Below are 15,584 nucleotides of genomic sequence, written 5' to 3' on the forward strand. Positions count from 1 at the left end.
GCCGTCCGCTGCGGAGACGGCGCCCCCGCAACCGGCCGCCGCGGAACCGCCGCCTCCGGACCGGGGGGCTCCCGCTTCCGGGCGCGCGCCGTCCCGGACACCCTCTCCCGCTCCGGAGGGGGTGCCGGGGCGTGGCGCCCCCGGCACCGGAGCGTCCCGCGGCGCCGCGGCACGCTCCTCCAGCACCGAGGACACGCTCGACCTCGCGCTGCCTTCCGAGCTCCCGGCGCCGTTCCCGGCCGGGGAGGCGCCGCCGGCCGGGCCGCCTCCGGCCGGCCGCGCGCGCCCCGGGGCCCGGCTCCTCGATCCGGACCTCCTGGACGACGTCGCGGAGTGGCCCGCCGCCAGCACGCCTCGCGGGGTCTTCCAGCTGGTGCCGGTCCGCCTCCGCCGGGACCTCCCGCTGATCACCGCGTGGATGAACGATCCGGCCGTCGCGGCCTTCTGGGAACTCGCCGGGGAGGAGGAGCGGACCGCCGTGCACCTGCGCGCCCAGCTCGACGGCGACGGGCGCAGCCTGCCGTGCCTCGGCGTCCTCGACGGCACCCCCATGAGCTACTGGGAGATCTACCGCGCCGACCTCGACCCGCTCGCGCGGCACTACCCCGCCCGGCCGCACGACACCGGGGTGCACCTGCTCATCGGCCGCGTCGCCGACCGCGGCCGCGGTCTGGGCACCGTCCTGCTCCGCGCCGTGCGCGACCTCGTCCTCGGCCACCGGCCGCGCTGCACCCGTGTCCTGGCCGAGCCCGACCTGCGCAACACCCCCTCGATCGCCGCCTTCCTCGGCGCGGGTTTCCGCTTCTCCGCGGAGGTGGACCTGCCGGGGAAGCGCGCGGCACTGATGATCCGCGATCGCGCCCAGCGCGACGGCCACTGACAAGGAGACGTCCCGGTGCCCCAGCACCCCGCCGCACTGCGGCTGCCCCACGGCCTCGATCAGGACGCGTGGGACCGAGCCGCTCGGCAACTGCTCGTGAAGATGCTCGCCGAATTCGCCTACGAGGAGATCATCCGTCCCGAACCGGAGGGCCCGGACGGCTATCGGCTCGCCGTGGCCCCCGACCTCACCCTGCGCTTCCGGGCCCGCAGGGGCGCGTACGGGCACTGGCGCATCGACCCCGCGTCGCTGACGCCCGCCACCGACCCCTTCCACTTCCTCGCCCGGGCGCACGACGGGGTCCTCGGGCTGGCCGGCGACACCACCGGCCACCTCATCCGGGAACTGACCGCCACCCTCACCGCGGACGTCCGGCTGGCCGCCGACGCGCTCAGCGCCGCCGACCTCGCCGACCTCGGCTACGCCGAGCTGGAGGGCCACCAGACCGGCCACCCCTGGCTCGTCGCGAACAAGGGCCGGCTCGGCTTCTCCGCCGTGGACGCGGAGCGCTGGGCGCCGGAAGCCCGTACGCCCCGCAGGCTTCCCTGGATCGCCGTGCACCGCGACCGTGCGGTCTACCGAGGAGTGCGTGCGCTGGCCGAGCCGGACCGCCTCTACGCACAGGAGCTGGGGCCGGCGACCCGCGGCCGCTTCGAGGCGATCCTCCGCGCCCAGGGGCGCGAGCCCGCGGACCACCTGCTGCTCCCCGTGCATCCGTGGCAGTGGGACGAAACGATCGTGCCGCTCTTCGCGGCCGATCTCGCGCGGGGTGCCATCGTCCCGCTGGAGGCCGATGACGACGTGCGGCTGCCGCAGCAGTCCGTGCGCACCTTCCTGAACGCCGGCCGCCCCGACCGGCACACCGTCAAGCTGCCGCTCTCCGTGCTGAACACCCTGGTCTGGCGCGGCCTGCCCACGGAGCGGACGCTGGCGGCGCCCGCCGTCACCTCCTGGGTGCACGCGCTGCGGGACGACGACCCGTTCCTGCGCGACGACTGCCGGGTGATCCTGCTCGGCGAGGTGGCCTCGGTCGCGGTGCCGCACCCGGTGTACGACGCACTGCCGCAGGTCCCCTACCAGTACCGGGAGCTGCTGGGCTGCATCTGGCGGGAGCCCCTGGGGCCGCGGCTCGACCACGGCGAACGGGCCCGCACCCTCGCTGCCCTGCTGCACACCGACCCGTCGGGCCGGGCCCTGACCGCGGAGCTGGTGGAGCGCTCCGGGCTGCCCCCGACGGTCTGGCTGCGGCATCTCTTCGCCGCCCTGCTGCCGCCGTTGCTGCACTTCCTCTACCGCTACGGCATCGTCTTCTCCCCGCACGGCGAGAACGCCGTCGTCGTCTTCGACACGGACGACGTGCCGGTCCGGCTGGCGATCAAGGACTTCGTGGACGACATCAACGTCAGCGCCGAGCCGCTGCCCGAGCACGCGGGCATGCCCGAGGAGGTGCGCGCCGTCCTGCTCACGGAGGACCCGTCCTTCCTCACCCAGTTCATCCATGCGGGGCTGTTCGTCGGCGTCTTCCGCTACCTCGCGCCGCTCTGCGAGGAGCAGCTCGGGGTCCCGGAGGACGACTTCTGGGCCCTGGTGCGCGAGGAGATCCGCCGCCACCACCGGCGCTTCCCCGGGCTGAAGAACCGCTTCGAGACCTTCGACCTGCTCACCCCGCGCATCGAGCGGCTCTGCCTGAACCGCAACCGGCTGCATCTGGACGGCTACCGGGACCGCCCCGACCGTCCGCACGCCGCCGTGCACGGGACCGTGCCCAACCCGCTGCACGGGCCGTGAGACCCGCCGCCGGGCCCGTTGTCGGTGCCGGCGCGTAGGCTGTACGAGCTATGAGCAAGCCCGCCCTCACCGAACTCCTCCATGCCGCCGTCACCGCCGTCGGGGGCTCGGAGCGCCCCGGCCAGGTGGCCATGGCCGAAGCCGTCGCCGAGGCCGTGGCGGACGGCAGCCACCTGCTCGTGCAGGCGGGCACCGGCACCGGGAAGTCCCTCGGCTATCTCGTGCCCGCGCTGGCGGCCGGCGACCGCGTCGTGGTCGCCACGGCCACCCTCGCGCTGCAGCGGCAGCTCGTGCAGCGCGACCTGCCCCGGACGGTCGAGGCGCTCCGGCCGCTGCTGGGCCGCCGGCCGGAGTTCGCGATGCTCAAGGGCCGGTCGAACTACCTCTGTCTGCACCGTCTGCACGAGGGGGTGCCGCAGGAAGAGGAGGACGGGCTCTTCGATCCGTTCGAGGCCGCGGCCCCGACGAGCCGGCTCGGCAAGGACCTGCTGCGCCTGCGCGACTGGTCGGACGAGACGGAGACGGGCGACCGGGACGACCTGACGCCCGGCGTCTCCGACCGGGCCTGGTCGCAGGTGTCGGTCTCGGCCCGGGAGTGCCTGGGCGCCTCCCGGTGCGCATACGGCGCCGAGTGCTTCGCCGAGGCGGCCAGGGAGCGGGCGAAGCTCGCCGAGGTGATCGTCACCAACCACGCGCTGCTCGCCATCGACGCCATCGAGGGCGCCCCGGTGCTCCCTCCGCACGACGTGCTGGTCGTGGACGAGGCCCACGAGCTGGTCTCCCGGGTCACCGGGGTGGCCACGGGCGAGCTGACCCCGGGCGGTGTCCATCGCGCGGTCCGCCGGGCGGCCAAGCTGGTGGACGAGAAGGCCGCGGACGGCCTGCAGACCGCGGCGGAGTCGTTCGAGCGGTTGATGGAGCTGGCCCTCCCGGGCCGGCTGACGGAGCTGCCGGAGGATCTCGCACACGCCCTGATGCTGCTGCGCGACGCCGCCCGTACCTGTCTCACCGCTCTCGGCGACACCCGGGACCGCTCCGTGCAGGACGAGGACGCCGTGCGCAAGCAGGCGCTGGCCTCCCTGGAGAACGTGCACGAGGTCGCCGGGCGGATGGTGGAGGCCGACGCCTACGACGTGCTGTGGTGCGAGCGGCACGACCGGTTCGGCGCCTCGCTGCGGGTGGCGCCGCTGTCGGTGGCCGGCCTGTTGCGGGAGAAGCTCTTCGCGGACCGTTCCGTCGTCCTGACCTCGGCCACCCTGAAGCTCGGCGGCGACTTCAACGGCGTCGGCGCCTCGCTGGGCCTCGCCCCGGAGGGGACGGCGGGTCCGGACGCCGGGACGGCCGGCGACTCCGGCGACTCCGGCGACGAGACGCGGGTGACTCCCCCGTGGCGCGGCCTGGACGTGGGCTCGCCGTTCGACTACCGCAAGCAGGGCATCCTCTATGTCGCCACCCATCTCTCGCCGCCCGGCCGGGAGGGGTCCCGCCGGGACATGCTCGACGAGCTGGCCGAGCTGGTGGAGGCGGCCGGCGGACGGACCCTCGGGCTCTTCTCCTCGATGCGGGGCGCCCAGGCGGCGGCGGAGGAGCTGCGCGGGCGGCTCGAGCTGCCGATCCTGTTGCAGGGTGAGGAGACGCTGGGCGAGCTGATCCGGCGGTTCGCCGACGACCCGGGCACCTGTCTCTTCGGGACCCTCTCCCTCTGGCAGGGCGTGGACGTTCCGGGCGCCGGCTGCCAGCTCGTGGTGATGGACCGCATCCCCTTCCCGCGCCCGGACGACCCGCTGATGAGCGCCCGCCAGAAGGCCGTGGAGGAGGGCGGCGGCAGCGGCTTCATGGCCGTGGCGGCGACCCATGCGGCGCTGCTGATGGCCCAGGGTGCCGGGCGGCTGATCCGGGCCTCGGGGGACCGGGGCGTGGTCGCGGTGCTCGACCCCCGGCTGGAGCGGGCCCGCTACGGCTCCTTCCTGCGGGCGTCCATGCCGGACTTCTGGTACACCACGGACCGGAACCAGGTACGGCGGTCGCTGGCCGCCATCGACCGGGCGGCCGGCGAGGGCTGAGAGGGCGGGCCCGCCTTCGGCGGCAGGCACCTGTCTGCGCGTCGGTCCCCGGGCGGCCGCGCCGATGAGGGACGGCGATCCGCAGGCGTCCGCCGGGTTCCGACGCAGCGGGGCCCCGGGACCGGCGCAGGGGTCCCGGGGCCCGTACAGGGAGGCGTGGTCACACGCGGCGGAGCACGGCCACGACCTTGCCGAGGATGGTCGCCTCGTCACCGGGGATGGGCTGGTAGGAGGCGTTGTGCGGGAGCAGCCACACATGGCCGTCCTCGCGCTTGAAGCGCTTGACGGTCGCCTCGCCGTCGAGCATGGCGGCGACGATGTCGCCGTTCTCCGCGACGGGCTGACGGCGCACGGTGACCCAGTCGCCGTCGCAGATCGCGGCGTCGACCATGGAGTCGCCGACGACCTTCAGCACGAACAGCTCCCCGTCGCCCACGAGCTGACGCGGGAGCGGGAAGACGTCCTCGACCGACTCCTCGGCCAGGATGGGGCCGCCGGCCGCGATGCGGCCGACCAGGGGAACGTAGGACGCCGAAGGCTTCCCCGCGGTGTCGGCGGTGCTCTGCGGGGCGGGGGTCTCGGCGCCGCGGACCTCGTAGGCGCGGGGCCGGTGCGGGTCCCGGCGGAGGAAGCCCTTGCGTTCCAGCGCCATGAGCTGGTGGGCCACCGAGGAGGTGCTGGAGAGGCCGACCGCCTGCCCGATCTCCCGCATGGACGGCGGGTAGCCACGGCGCTGCACCGAGTCACGGATCACCTCGATCACCCGGCGCTGCCGGTCGGTGAGACCGGAGCTGTCCGCGCGGATGCCCGGCGGCCGGCCGGGGAGCGCGCGGGTGGGCTGGGGCCCCTCCGGGGGTGGGGGGTCCCCTGCGTCGCCCGGCACCGGCGACGGCGTTTCGTCGAGTGTCGTGACGGCGCGGTCCTGGGTCGTGACGGCGATGCTGTCCGTGGTGGTCATGGCGGCCCCTCTCGAGCGGTTCTCCCTGTGGCACAACGGTAGTTGGTTTCGAAAGGTTGCGCCAAACACACGTTCGAGTGAAAATTACCGATTCGCCTGGTGTGATCACGCGCCGTGGTGTAGGCGAGTCGCTGCCGTCGGTTACGGCCTGTCGTCGCCGGGTCCCGGACTCACTCTGCCGCAGAAGCTGCCGCAGGCGTGCCTGGAAGTGCCGCCGGAAGGGCGCGGATGTCGCGGGGGTGTCGCGCGCGTGCGGCGCAGATGTGGTGCCGGTGGTGTGCCGCGCCGTCGTGCGGGACCGCCCCCGGGGGCCGGGGCGCGGTGTCGCAGGCCGCCCCCTGTCGTGGCCGCCGGGGCGGGGCCGCGTAGGCTCGTCGCCGGTGTCCGGGGCGACACGCCCATGGGGGTCCCCCGGTCATCGGCCACCAGATCTAGTGGTTAGATAGGCCCCGGCCGCCTACAAGTTGTGGTCCGTGGTCCCCGTCCCCGGGGATGCGGGTCTATGCTGGTGGCATATCCCGTGAGGGCCCGGGGAGGGCCCCAGGTGGGTGATCCAGGCATGCTCGGCGCAGGTTCCGGAAGGGTGGGGAAGCGATGCACTGTCCCTTCTGCCGGCATCCCGACAGTCGCGTCGTCGACAGCCGTACGACGGACGACGGCACCGCGATCCGCCGGCGCCGTCAGTGCCCCGACTGCTCCCGCCGTTTCACCACGGTGGAGAACGCGTCACTCATGGTGATCAAGCGCAGCGGGGTCACCGAGCCGTTCAGCCGGGACAAGGTGATCGCCGGGGTCCGCAAGGCCTGCCAGGGGCGTCCCGTCACCGAGGACGCGCTCGCCCAGCTCGGGCAGCGCGTGGAGGAGGCGGTCCGGGCCACCGGGAGCGCGGAGCTGTCCACGCACGACGTGGGCCTCGCGATACTCGGCCCGCTTCAGGACCTCGATCTCGTCGCGTATCTGCGATTCGCGTCCGTGTACCGGGCGTTCGAGTCGCCCGAGGACTTCGAGGCCGCCGTCCGCGAGCTCCGCGAGGCGCGGCCCCCCGCCGGCACGGGCGGGACGGGCGGGGACGCCGACATCCCACCGCCCGCGCCCGCCGCCGAGTGACCGGCCGCACGCAGACCTGACCGGACGCGACGGGGCGCTCCGGTCCGCAGACAGAAACCGTGTTCCGGGAAGAACCGGGATGCATGGGGGCGTTATGCCCGTACAGGGAGGCGGAATGACAGAGACGACGAGCGGCCCGGCACGCGGTTCCCGTGCGAAGGGCGGCAAGGCGAACAAGGGCCTGCGCATGGAGCGCATTCACACCACCCCGGGCGTGCACCCGTACGACGAGGTGGTCTGGGAGCGCCGGGACGTCGTCATGACCAACTGGCGGGACGGCTCGGTCAACTTCGAGCAGCGCGGCGTCGAGTTCCCCGACTTCTGGTCGGTGAACGCGGTCAACATCGTCACCAGCAAGTACTTCCGCGGAGCCGTCGGCACTCCGCAGCGGGAGACCAGCCTCAGGCAGCTCATCGACCGCGTGGTGCGGACGTACCGCGAGGCCGGAGAGCAGAACGGTTACTTCGCCTCGCCCGCGGACGCGGAGATCTTCGAGCACGAGCTGGCCTACGCCGTGCTGCACCAGGTCTTCGCCTTCAACTCGCCCGTCTGGTTCAACGTCGGCACCCAGCAGCCGCAGCAGGTCAGCGCCTGCTTCATCCTCTCCGTCGACGACTCCATGGAGTCGATTCTCGACTGGTACAAGGAAGAGGGGATGATCTTCAAGGGCGGCTCCGGCGCCGGGCTCAACCTCTCCCGGATCCGGTCCTCCAAGGAGCTGCTCTCCTCCGGCGGCAACGCCTCCGGCCCGGTGTCCTTCATGCGGGGCGCCGACGCCTCCGCGGGCACCATCAAGTCCGGCGGGGCCACCCGGCGGGCCGCCAAGATGGTCGTGCTGGACGTCGACCACCCGGACGTCGAGGCCTTCATCGAGACCAAGGTGAAGGAGGAGGAGAAGATCCGCGCCCTGCGCGACGCGGGCTTCGACATGGACCTGGGCGGCGACGACATCACCTCCGTCCAGTACCAGAACGCCAACAACTCCGTCCGGGTCACCGACGCGTTCATGCGGGCCGTCGAGTCCGGCGCGAAGTTCCCGCTGCGGGCCCGCATGACCGGCGAGGTCGTCGAGGAGGTCGACGCCAAGGCGCTCTTCCGGAAGATGGCGGAGGCCGCCCACGTCTGCGCCGACCCCGGCATCCAGTACGACGACACCATCAACCACTGGCACACGTCGCCGGAGACCGGCCGGATCACCGCCTCCAACCCGTGCAGCGAGTACATGCACCTGGACAACTCCTCGTGCAACCTGGCCTCGCTCAACCTGATGAAGTTCCTGCGCGACGACGACAAGGGCAACCAGACCTTCGAGGCCGAGCGCTTCGCCAAGGTGGTGGAGCTCGTCATCACCGCGATGGACATCTCCATCAGCTTCGCCGACTTCCCCACCGAGAAGATCGGCGAGACCACTCGCGCCTTCCGCCAGCTCGGCATCGGCTACGCCAACCTCGGCGCCCTGCTGATGGCCACCGGCCACGCCTACGACAGCGACGGCGGCCGCGCCCTCGCCGGCGCCATCACCTCCCTGATGACCGGCACCTCCTACAAGCGCTCCGCCGAGCTCGCCGGCGCCGTGGGCCCGTACGAGGGCTACGCCCGCAACGCCGAGGGCCACAAGCGCGTGATGCAGCAGCACAGCGACGCCAACGAGGCCGCCCGGCGCATGGACGACCTGGACACCCCGGTCTGGGCGGCGGCCACCGAGGCATGGCAGGACGTGCTCCGGCTGGGCAAGAAGAACGGCTACCGCAACGCCCAGGCCTCGGTGCTCGCGCCCACCGGCACCATCGGCCTGATGATGGACTGCGACACCACGGGCGTGGAGCCGGACCTCGCGCTGGTCAAGTTCAAGAAACTGGTCGGCGGCGGGTCCATGCAGATCGTCAACAACACCGTGCCCAAGGCGCTCAAGCGGCTCGGCTACCAGCCCGAGCAGGTGGAGGCGATCGTCGAGCACATCGCCGAGCACGGCAACGTCGTCGACGCGCCGGGCCTCAAGCCCGAGCACTACGAGGTCTTCGACTGCGCCATGGGCGAGCGGTCCATCTCCCCGATGGGCCACGTGCGGATGATGGCCGCGTGCCAGCCCTTCCTCTCCGGTGCCATCTCCAAGACCGTGAACATGCCCGCGAGCAGCACGGTCGAGGACGTCGAGGAGATCTACCTCCAGGGCTGGAAGCTCGGCACCAAGGCGCTCGCCGTCTACGTCGAGAACTCCAAGGTGGGGCAGCCGCTCTCGGCCAAGCGCAAGGACGAGAAGGAGGAGAAGGAGCCCGAGACGGTCGTCGAGTACCGCCCGGTCCGCAACCGCCTGCCCAAGGGCCGGCCCGGCATCACCACGTCCTTCACGGTCGGTGGCGCCGAGGGCTACATGACCGCCAACTCCTACCCGGACGACGGGCTCGGCGAGGTCTTCCTCAAGATGTCCAAGCAGGGTTCCACCCTCGCGGGCATGATGGACGCCTTCTCCATCGCCGTCTCGGTGGGCCTGCAGTACGGCGTGCCGCTGGAGACCTACGTCTCCAAGTTCACCAACATGCGGTTCGAGCCGGCGGGCATGACCGACGACCAGGACGTGCGGATGGCGCAGTCGATCGTCGACTACATCTTCCGCCGGCTGGCGCTGGACTTCCTGCCCTTCGAGACCCGTTCCGCGCTGGGCATCCACTCCGCCGAGGAGCGTCAGCGGCACCTGGAGACCGGTTCCTACGAGCCCTCCGACGACGAGCTCGACGTCGAGGGTCTGGCCCAGTCCGCGCCGCTGCACCGCTCGAAGGGCTCGGGCGACGAGTCCGGTGAGCACGGTGAGCCGCAGGCCGCGACGCCCGCCCCGCAGCAGGCGCACAGCTCCACCGAACTGGTGGAGATGCAGCTCGGCCTGAACGCCGACGCCCCGCTCTGCTTCGCCTGCGGCACCAAGATGCGGCGCGCCGGAAGCTGCTACCTCTGCGAGGGCTGCGGCTCCACCAGCGGCTGCAGCTGACACCGGCGGCCTCGCCGGGAGCGCAGGTCCCGGCGAGGCCCCGGCTGGCGGCTGGATGCCGAGGAGGACTGAGGGGAGGGTGCCGGCCTCGTGTGGGGCCCTCCCCTCGGCGACCGGCCTGCGGGCCGCCGCTTCCGGGGCGGACCGCGCGCCTTCCGGGCGGGCGGTCGTCTGACGCGGGGCGGGCCGTCGGCCGGATCCCCTTCGAGGAGTGTCTGACGCGCGTCGCCGGGCAGGGGCGGGCCGGCCGGGGAGCTGACGCGCCTCCGGCGAGGCGGTGGCACGCCCACACCGGGCGCATACCCGGCGCGTGCCCGGAGCCCGCGCGGGCGCACACCGGATGTGCGCCCGCCCGGCCTCGGCCGGTGCTCACCCGGATGGCCGTACGATGGCGCGGTGCTGGTCAAGTGGATGCGCCTCACCGTGGTCGACCGCCGCGGCTTCGAACGGGGGCAGCGGAAGTGGGCGGGGTTGCTCGGGGAGCCGGGCTTCCGCGGCCAGGGCGGCGGCTGGAGCCGTGCCCGGCCCGGAGTGGCGCACCTCTTCGGCTTCTGGGAGAGCCGGGCGTTCTACGACTCCTTCATGGCGCGGTCGCACGACCGGCTGCACGCCTCCCAGGTCGGCACCTACCGGGACCCGCGGGTACGGCTCTTCGAATACCGTTTCGACGTCAAGACCGGTTTCCAGCCGGTCTTCACCGACGCCGACCTGCTCCGCGTGGCGCACTGCCGGGTGCGGGCCGACCGGGTGGACCACTTCGTCCTCATGCAGGAGAAGGTGTGGAACCCGGCCATGGCCGGGTCGCCCGGGATGCTCCGCGGGGTCTTCGCACAGGCACAGTCCGAGGACGAGTTCCTGGTGCTGTCGATGTGGGACTCGGCCGCCGAGCACGGGAAGTACCGCACCGAGCGCGTCGAGCGGCTGGCGCTGCGGGCCCAGACCGGCGCCGACATCGCGGCGCTCGCCGGGGACGTGATCGACCTCGAACCCGCGTGGACGGTCTGACCGGGCGGTAGGGGTCTGCCGCCGGGTGCCGGGGCGCGCGCCCCCGTGGGGCGGCCCGGGGACGGCTCCGGTGTCCGGATGCGTACCGGGCACGTTCCCGGCACACCGGGACGCGGCTACAGTTTCCCGCACCATGACCGTTGATCCGCGCAAACCCTCCTCCCGTGAACGGGAACGCGACGCCGGCCTCCGGCGCCGCCGGGCACAGCGTGCCCTGGCCAGCCTGCACGGGCTGGCGGTGGGGGACGCCCTGGGCTCGCAGTTCTTCGTCCCCGCGAACCTCAGCCGGCTGCGCCGGCGGGCCCTGCCGCCGTCGCCGTGGCAGTGGACGGACGACACCGAGATGGCGTGCTCCGTGGTGGCCGTGCTGGCCGAGCGGGGCACCGTCGACCAGGACGCCCTCGCCACCGCCTTCGCCACGCGCCACGACGTGGACCGCGGCTACGGGCCCGCGGTGAACCGGATGCTGCGGCAGATCCGTCAGGAGGGAGCGGACTGGCGGGAACTGGCCTCCGCGCTCTTCGACGGGCAGGGCTCCTGGGGCAACGGCGCCGCGATGCGGGTCGCGCCGCTCGGCGCGTGGTTCGCGGACGACCTGGACCGTGCAGCGGAGGAGGCGGAACGGTCGGCCTTCGTCACCCACCAGCACCGGGAGGCGGTGGCCGGGGCGATCGCCGTCGCTGTGGCGGCCGGCCTGCGGGCCCGCGCCGCCGAGGAGGCCCCGGAAGGCCCGCCGGACGGGGAGCGCCTGCTGGGCGCCATCCTGGACGCGGTGCCCCGCAGCGCCGTGCAGGCGGGGCTGCGCCGGGCCCGCGACATGCTCGACTACGGCGACGTGGGCACGGTCGCCGCGGTGCTCGGCAGCGGCCGGCGCACCAGCGCACACGACACCGTCCCGTTCGCGCTGTGGGCCGCGACGCGCTCCCCGGACGACTTCGCCGAGGCGCTTTGGACCACCGCCCAGGCGGGTGGCGACACCGACACGACCTGCGCGATCGTGGGCGGTGTCGTGGCCGCGGGCGCGGCGGGCGCGCCCCCGGAGGCCTGGACGGGCCGCACGGAGGCCCTGCCGAGCTGGATGCCCGGCCTGGTCTGACCGCCCGGCTCCGGCGGCCCGGCCCGGACGGGGCCCGGCGGGCGGCGGCGCGGGGACGCACGGGGGAAGGGGCGGTCCGGTGGCAGCAGGCGCCCGGGGCTACGGTGTTCGACCTGGCCGTCGCGTCGATCATGTCCGAACGTCGCGGCATGCAGGGGGAGGAGAGCCATGACGGAGCAGCCGCGCGAGCGTTCCGGCATACCGGGGAGCACGGACGAGGACGGGGAGACCGGCGCGTCCGGCGAGTCCGCAGGCGAGAGAAGCGCGCCGCCCGGGGCGCAGCGTGACGCGGGCGGGGCGGGCGAGCCCAAGGAGGTCCCGGTCGCCGCCGGAACGACGTCTCCGGCGCCGCACGGTGCGCCCGGCGCGTACCGGCCGCCGCCGCCGGACTGGGTGGTCGCCGTGCAACCCGGGGAGCCGCCGGCGCCGATGAGCGCCACCACCGGCTGGGCCGCCCTGGCCACCGGCCTGCTCGCGGCACTTCTGCTCGGTGCGGGGCTCGGCATCAACCTGCTGCTGATCGCCCTGCCCGCCGCCGTCGCGGCCGGAGCAGCGGCCCGCGCCGCCGGCCGGCGGCCCCGGCCCTGGACCCTGTGCTGGGCCGCCTGCTGCCTGGCGCTGCTCGTCGTCCCCGCGCTGCGCGACGCCGGCTGGCCCAGCTTCCTCGCGGTGGCCGGCGCGCTGGCCACCGGGTCCCTCGCCCTGCAGGGCGGGCGCGGGTGGCGTGCCGCGGTGCTGGGCCCCACCGGCCTGCTGGCCGGGGTGCTCCCCGGCGCGGCATGGGCGATACGCAGCGCCCGCGAGCGCGCCGCAGCGTCCCGGCGCCGCTGGGGGCCGATCGTCCGTACGGTGCTGATCGCGGTGGCGCTGCTGGTCGTCTTCGGCGCGTTGTTCGCCGGCGCGGACGCGGCCTTCGCGGACCTGCTGGGCAGCATGGTGCCGGAGACCTCGGTCGCCGACGGGCCGGTGAGGGTGCTGTGCTTCGTGCTCGGACTGGCCGTGGCGCTCGCCGCGGCCCGCACGGCGGCCGCGCCGTGGCGCTGGGACCGCCTCCGGACGCCGCCCGGCAAGGCCCGGGGGAGGCTGGAGTGGGCCCTGCCGCTCGTGGTGCTCGACATGCTCTTCGCGGCCTTCAACGCCGTGCAGCTCACGGTGCTGTTCGGCGGCTACGACGCGGTGCTCCGGAAGACCGGCCTGACGTACGCCGAATACGCCCGGCAGGGCTTCTGGCAGCTCCTGTGGGCGACCCTGCTCACCCTGGTGGTGATCGCGCTGGCACTGCGCTGGGCCCCCCGCGGCCGGCAGCGCGACCGGGCACTGGTGCGGGCGGTGCTCGGCACCCTCTGCCTGCTCACCCTGCTCGTGGTGCTCTCCGCGCTGCGCCGCATGGACCTCTACGTGGACGCGTACGGGCTGACCCGGCTGCGGCTCTCGGTGGCGGCCGTGGAGATCTGGCTCGGCCTGGTCATCGTGCTGATCATGGTGGCCGGCGCCCTGGGCCTCGCCGATCGCCGCGGCGCCCCCTGGCTGCCGCGGGCGGTGACGGTGAGCGCCGCCGCCGGCGTGCTGGTGTTCGGGCTGCTCTCGCCGGACGGCGTGGTGGCCCGGCAGAACGTGGACCGCTACGAGCGCACCGGGAAGATCGATCTGGAGTACCTCCGGCAGCTCTCGGCGGACGCCGTACCCGCACTGGACGCGCTTCCCGAGCCGCAGCGGTCCTGCGCCCTGCACGCGGTGGCGCGGGAACTCGCCGCCGAGGACGACGAGCCCTGGTACGCCACCGGTTACGGCGAGACCCGTGCCCGGAAGGTGCTGGAGGACCGTCCGCTGCGGCCGGGGCAGGCGGCCTGCACCGGCGCGGGCCGCCACCGCGACCACCGCACGGCGGTCCGGTGAGCGAGGGGGCGGTGCGCCGGCTGCGGCGTGGTCACGGTGGCCCGGCCGGGCGGCCCGGTCCCGGCGGCACCCGGGGAAGGGCGCTGGATGGGCGGGGGAGGCGGGGGCCACAATGGGGGCGTCGGGAGCACCACGGTGTGCGGTGCGGACAGCGACCGGTATCGGTGGGCGGATGACGATGACGGCCCCGGCCGCAGAGGGCACGGCAGCGGAGGCTACGCTGTCCGGCGCCATGCCGTACGAACCTCCCACGCACCGCGTCGAGCGGTCTCTCCGGGCCACCACCGGTGCCCGTGTCATCGCCGGGCTGGACGAGGTCGGGCGCGGGGCCTGGGCCGGACCGGTCACCGTCTGCGCGGCCGTCACCGGCCTGCGGCGGCCGCCCGAGGGCCTCACCGACTCCAAGCTCCTCACTCCCAAACGCCGCACCGAGCTGATGGACGTGCTCACCGGCTGGGTGACGGCACACGCGCTGGGCCACGCCTCGCCGCAGGAGATCGACGAGCGGGGCATGACGGCCGCCCTGCGGCTCGCCGCCGTACGCGCCCTGGAGGCGCTGCCGGTGCGGCCCGACGCGGTGATCCTCGACGGCAAGTACGACTACCTGGGTGGCCCGTGGCGGGTCCGCACGGTCGTCAAGGGCGACCGGTCCTGTGTGCCCGTCGCGGCCGCCTCGGTCCTCGCCAAGGTGCGGCGGGACGCGATGATGGCCGAACTCGGCCTCGATCACGCCGACTTCGCCTTCCACGACAACGCGGGCTATCCGTCGCCGGTGCACCGGGGAGCCCTGGAGGACCACGGGCCGACCCCCTACCACCGGCTGTCCTGGTCCTATCTGGACGCCCTGCCGCGCTGGCGGCACCTGAAGCGGGCCCCGGCCGAACCGGCCGAGCAGATCGGACTCTTCTGAGTTCCGCGGCGGAGCGGCAGGCAGGCGGGCACCACCCGCCGGTGCACCCCGCCCCGGTGTTTGATAGACAACATCCCATGCCTCTCACCCCTGAGGAGCCACAGATTCACGAGAGCGTCCCGGGTCCCCGCGGTGGTGCGGGCACCGCCCGGAATCCGCAGGTTTCCCGTTCCGCAGCCCCCGTCCCCGGCCCCCGGCCCCCGCGTCCCGCGCCGCAGCGTGGGGACCGTAACCGGCCCGGGCCCGGACGGCCCGGCAGTCCGCGGGCGGGCACCCCCGCCGCGCAGCGCCCCAACGGCGGGGCCCCGCGTGCGGCACAGATCCAGCTCGTTCCCGCCACCGACGAGACGGCGATCGCCTCCGCCGACGAGACGGTGGACGGGCTGCTCGACGGAGGGCGGTCGCCCGGGGACATCCTCGTCCTCACCACGGGCGAGCAGCACCCCTGGGCCCAGCACGAGCTCTCCTTCGGCGAGGACGCCTACTGGCGGCAACTCGCCGAGGGAGAGGACGTGTTCTGCGCCCACGCCTCGGCCGCCGGCCGGGTCGGGCGCCGCGACGTCGTGGTGCTGGCCGTCAACGGCGGCACGGACGAGGAGGCGGCGCAGGCGCTGCCCCAGGCCCTGGAGCGGGCCGTGGGGCAGCTCATCGTCTGTGGCGACCCCCAGCGCCTGCGCTCGCTGCTCTGAGGCACGGCCGCCGGCCCGGGGACCCGCGGGACCTTGCCGCTCCGGCGGTCTGCCCCGGAGAGAGCGCCGGGCAGGCGTCCGGCCCGGGCCCGCCGCGCCGTTCCCTGCTCGCCTCGCCCGGCCGGGCCCGGTCAGCCGGCCGCCCGACGCAGCTCCGCGGGGCGCGTCCCGCCGGGCCCTGGTCCGCCGTCCTCCCGCGCCGCGGGCCC

General features: G+C 74.2%; 11 protein-coding genes. 10 read left to right on the forward strand and 1 reads right to left on the reverse strand.

All coding sequences use genetic code 11. From position 1 onward, the window contains the following. Window positions 1-121: 121 nt before the first annotated feature. From HOY81_RS12745 to HOY81_RS12755, 3 genes are read left to right on the forward strand one after another with little or no spacing between them, the layout of a single operon-like run. A complete protein-coding gene (locus HOY81_RS12745; RefSeq protein ID WP_237320428.1) occupies window positions 122-880 on the forward strand; it encodes a GNAT family N-acetyltransferase in 759 nt (252 codons plus the stop codon). Between the two features lie 15 nt (window positions 881-895). After that, a complete protein-coding gene (locus HOY81_RS12750; protein WP_237320429.1) occupies window positions 896-2,668 on the forward strand; it encodes an IucA/IucC family siderophore biosynthesis protein in 1,773 nt (590 codons plus the stop codon). Window positions 2,669-2,718: 50 nt separating this feature from the next. Continuing rightward, a complete protein-coding gene (locus HOY81_RS12755; protein ID WP_237320430.1) occupies window positions 2,719-4,731 on the forward strand; it encodes an ATP-dependent DNA helicase in 2,013 nt (670 codons plus the stop codon). A gap of 160 nt (window positions 4,732-4,891) precedes the next feature. On the opposite strand, the gene lexA is transcribed toward HOY81_RS12755, so the two are convergent. Next, on the reverse strand, window positions 4,892-5,689 hold the full coding sequence (gene lexA / locus HOY81_RS12760; RefSeq protein ID WP_237320431.1) for a transcriptional repressor LexA: 798 nt from the start codon (window positions 5,687-5,689) through the stop codon (window positions 4,892-4,894). A 594-nt stretch (window positions 5,690-6,283) separates the two neighbouring features. Between lexA and nrdR the strand changes: the two genes are divergently transcribed. The 7 genes from nrdR to HOY81_RS12795 all read left to right on the forward strand — a co-directional run bounded on the left by nrdR (window position 6,284) and on the right by HOY81_RS12795 (window position 15,375). Further along, window positions 6,284-6,796: a transcriptional regulator NrdR gene (gene nrdR, locus HOY81_RS12765; RefSeq protein WP_237320432.1), complete on the forward strand. Its 513-nt coding sequence runs from the start codon at window positions 6,284-6,286 to the stop codon at window positions 6,794-6,796. A 115-nt stretch (window positions 6,797-6,911) separates the two neighbouring features. Beyond that, window positions 6,912-9,779 (forward strand): vitamin B12-dependent ribonucleotide reductase, encoded by a 2,868-nt coding sequence (locus HOY81_RS12770; protein ID WP_237320433.1) that lies wholly within the window; start codon window positions 6,912-6,914, stop codon window positions 9,777-9,779. A gap of 396 nt (window positions 9,780-10,175) precedes the next feature. Next, a complete protein-coding gene (locus HOY81_RS12775; protein ID WP_237320434.1) occupies window positions 10,176-10,784 on the forward strand; it encodes a YdbC family protein in 609 nt (202 codons plus the stop codon). A 133-nt stretch (window positions 10,785-10,917) separates the two neighbouring features. Further along, the gene (locus HOY81_RS12780) at window positions 10,918-11,880 is read left to right on the forward strand and encodes an ADP-ribosylglycohydrolase family protein (protein ID WP_237320435.1); all 963 of its coding nucleotides are present in this window, start codon (window positions 10,918-10,920) and stop codon (window positions 11,878-11,880) included. Window positions 11,881-12,048: 168 nt separating this feature from the next. Further along, entirely contained in the window at window positions 12,049-13,776 is a 1,728-nt protein-coding gene (locus HOY81_RS12785; RefSeq protein WP_237320436.1) for a DUF4173 domain-containing protein, read from the forward strand. Between the two features lie 232 nt (window positions 13,777-14,008). After that, complete coding sequence (locus HOY81_RS12790; protein WP_237320437.1) at window positions 14,009-14,686, forward strand: ribonuclease HII; 678 nt, start codon at window positions 14,009-14,011, stop codon at window positions 14,684-14,686. A gap of 77 nt (window positions 14,687-14,763) precedes the next feature. Beyond that, complete coding sequence (locus HOY81_RS12795; RefSeq protein ID WP_237320438.1) at window positions 14,764-15,375, forward strand: hypothetical protein; 612 nt, start codon at window positions 14,764-14,766, stop codon at window positions 15,373-15,375. Window positions 15,376-15,584: the final 209 nt, after the last annotated feature.

The sequence above is a fragment of the Streptomyces sp. JJ36 genome, from assembly GCF_021696945.1.
In the GTDB taxonomy this organism is placed as follows: Bacteria; Actinomycetota; Actinomycetes; order Streptomycetales; family Streptomycetaceae; genus Streptomyces.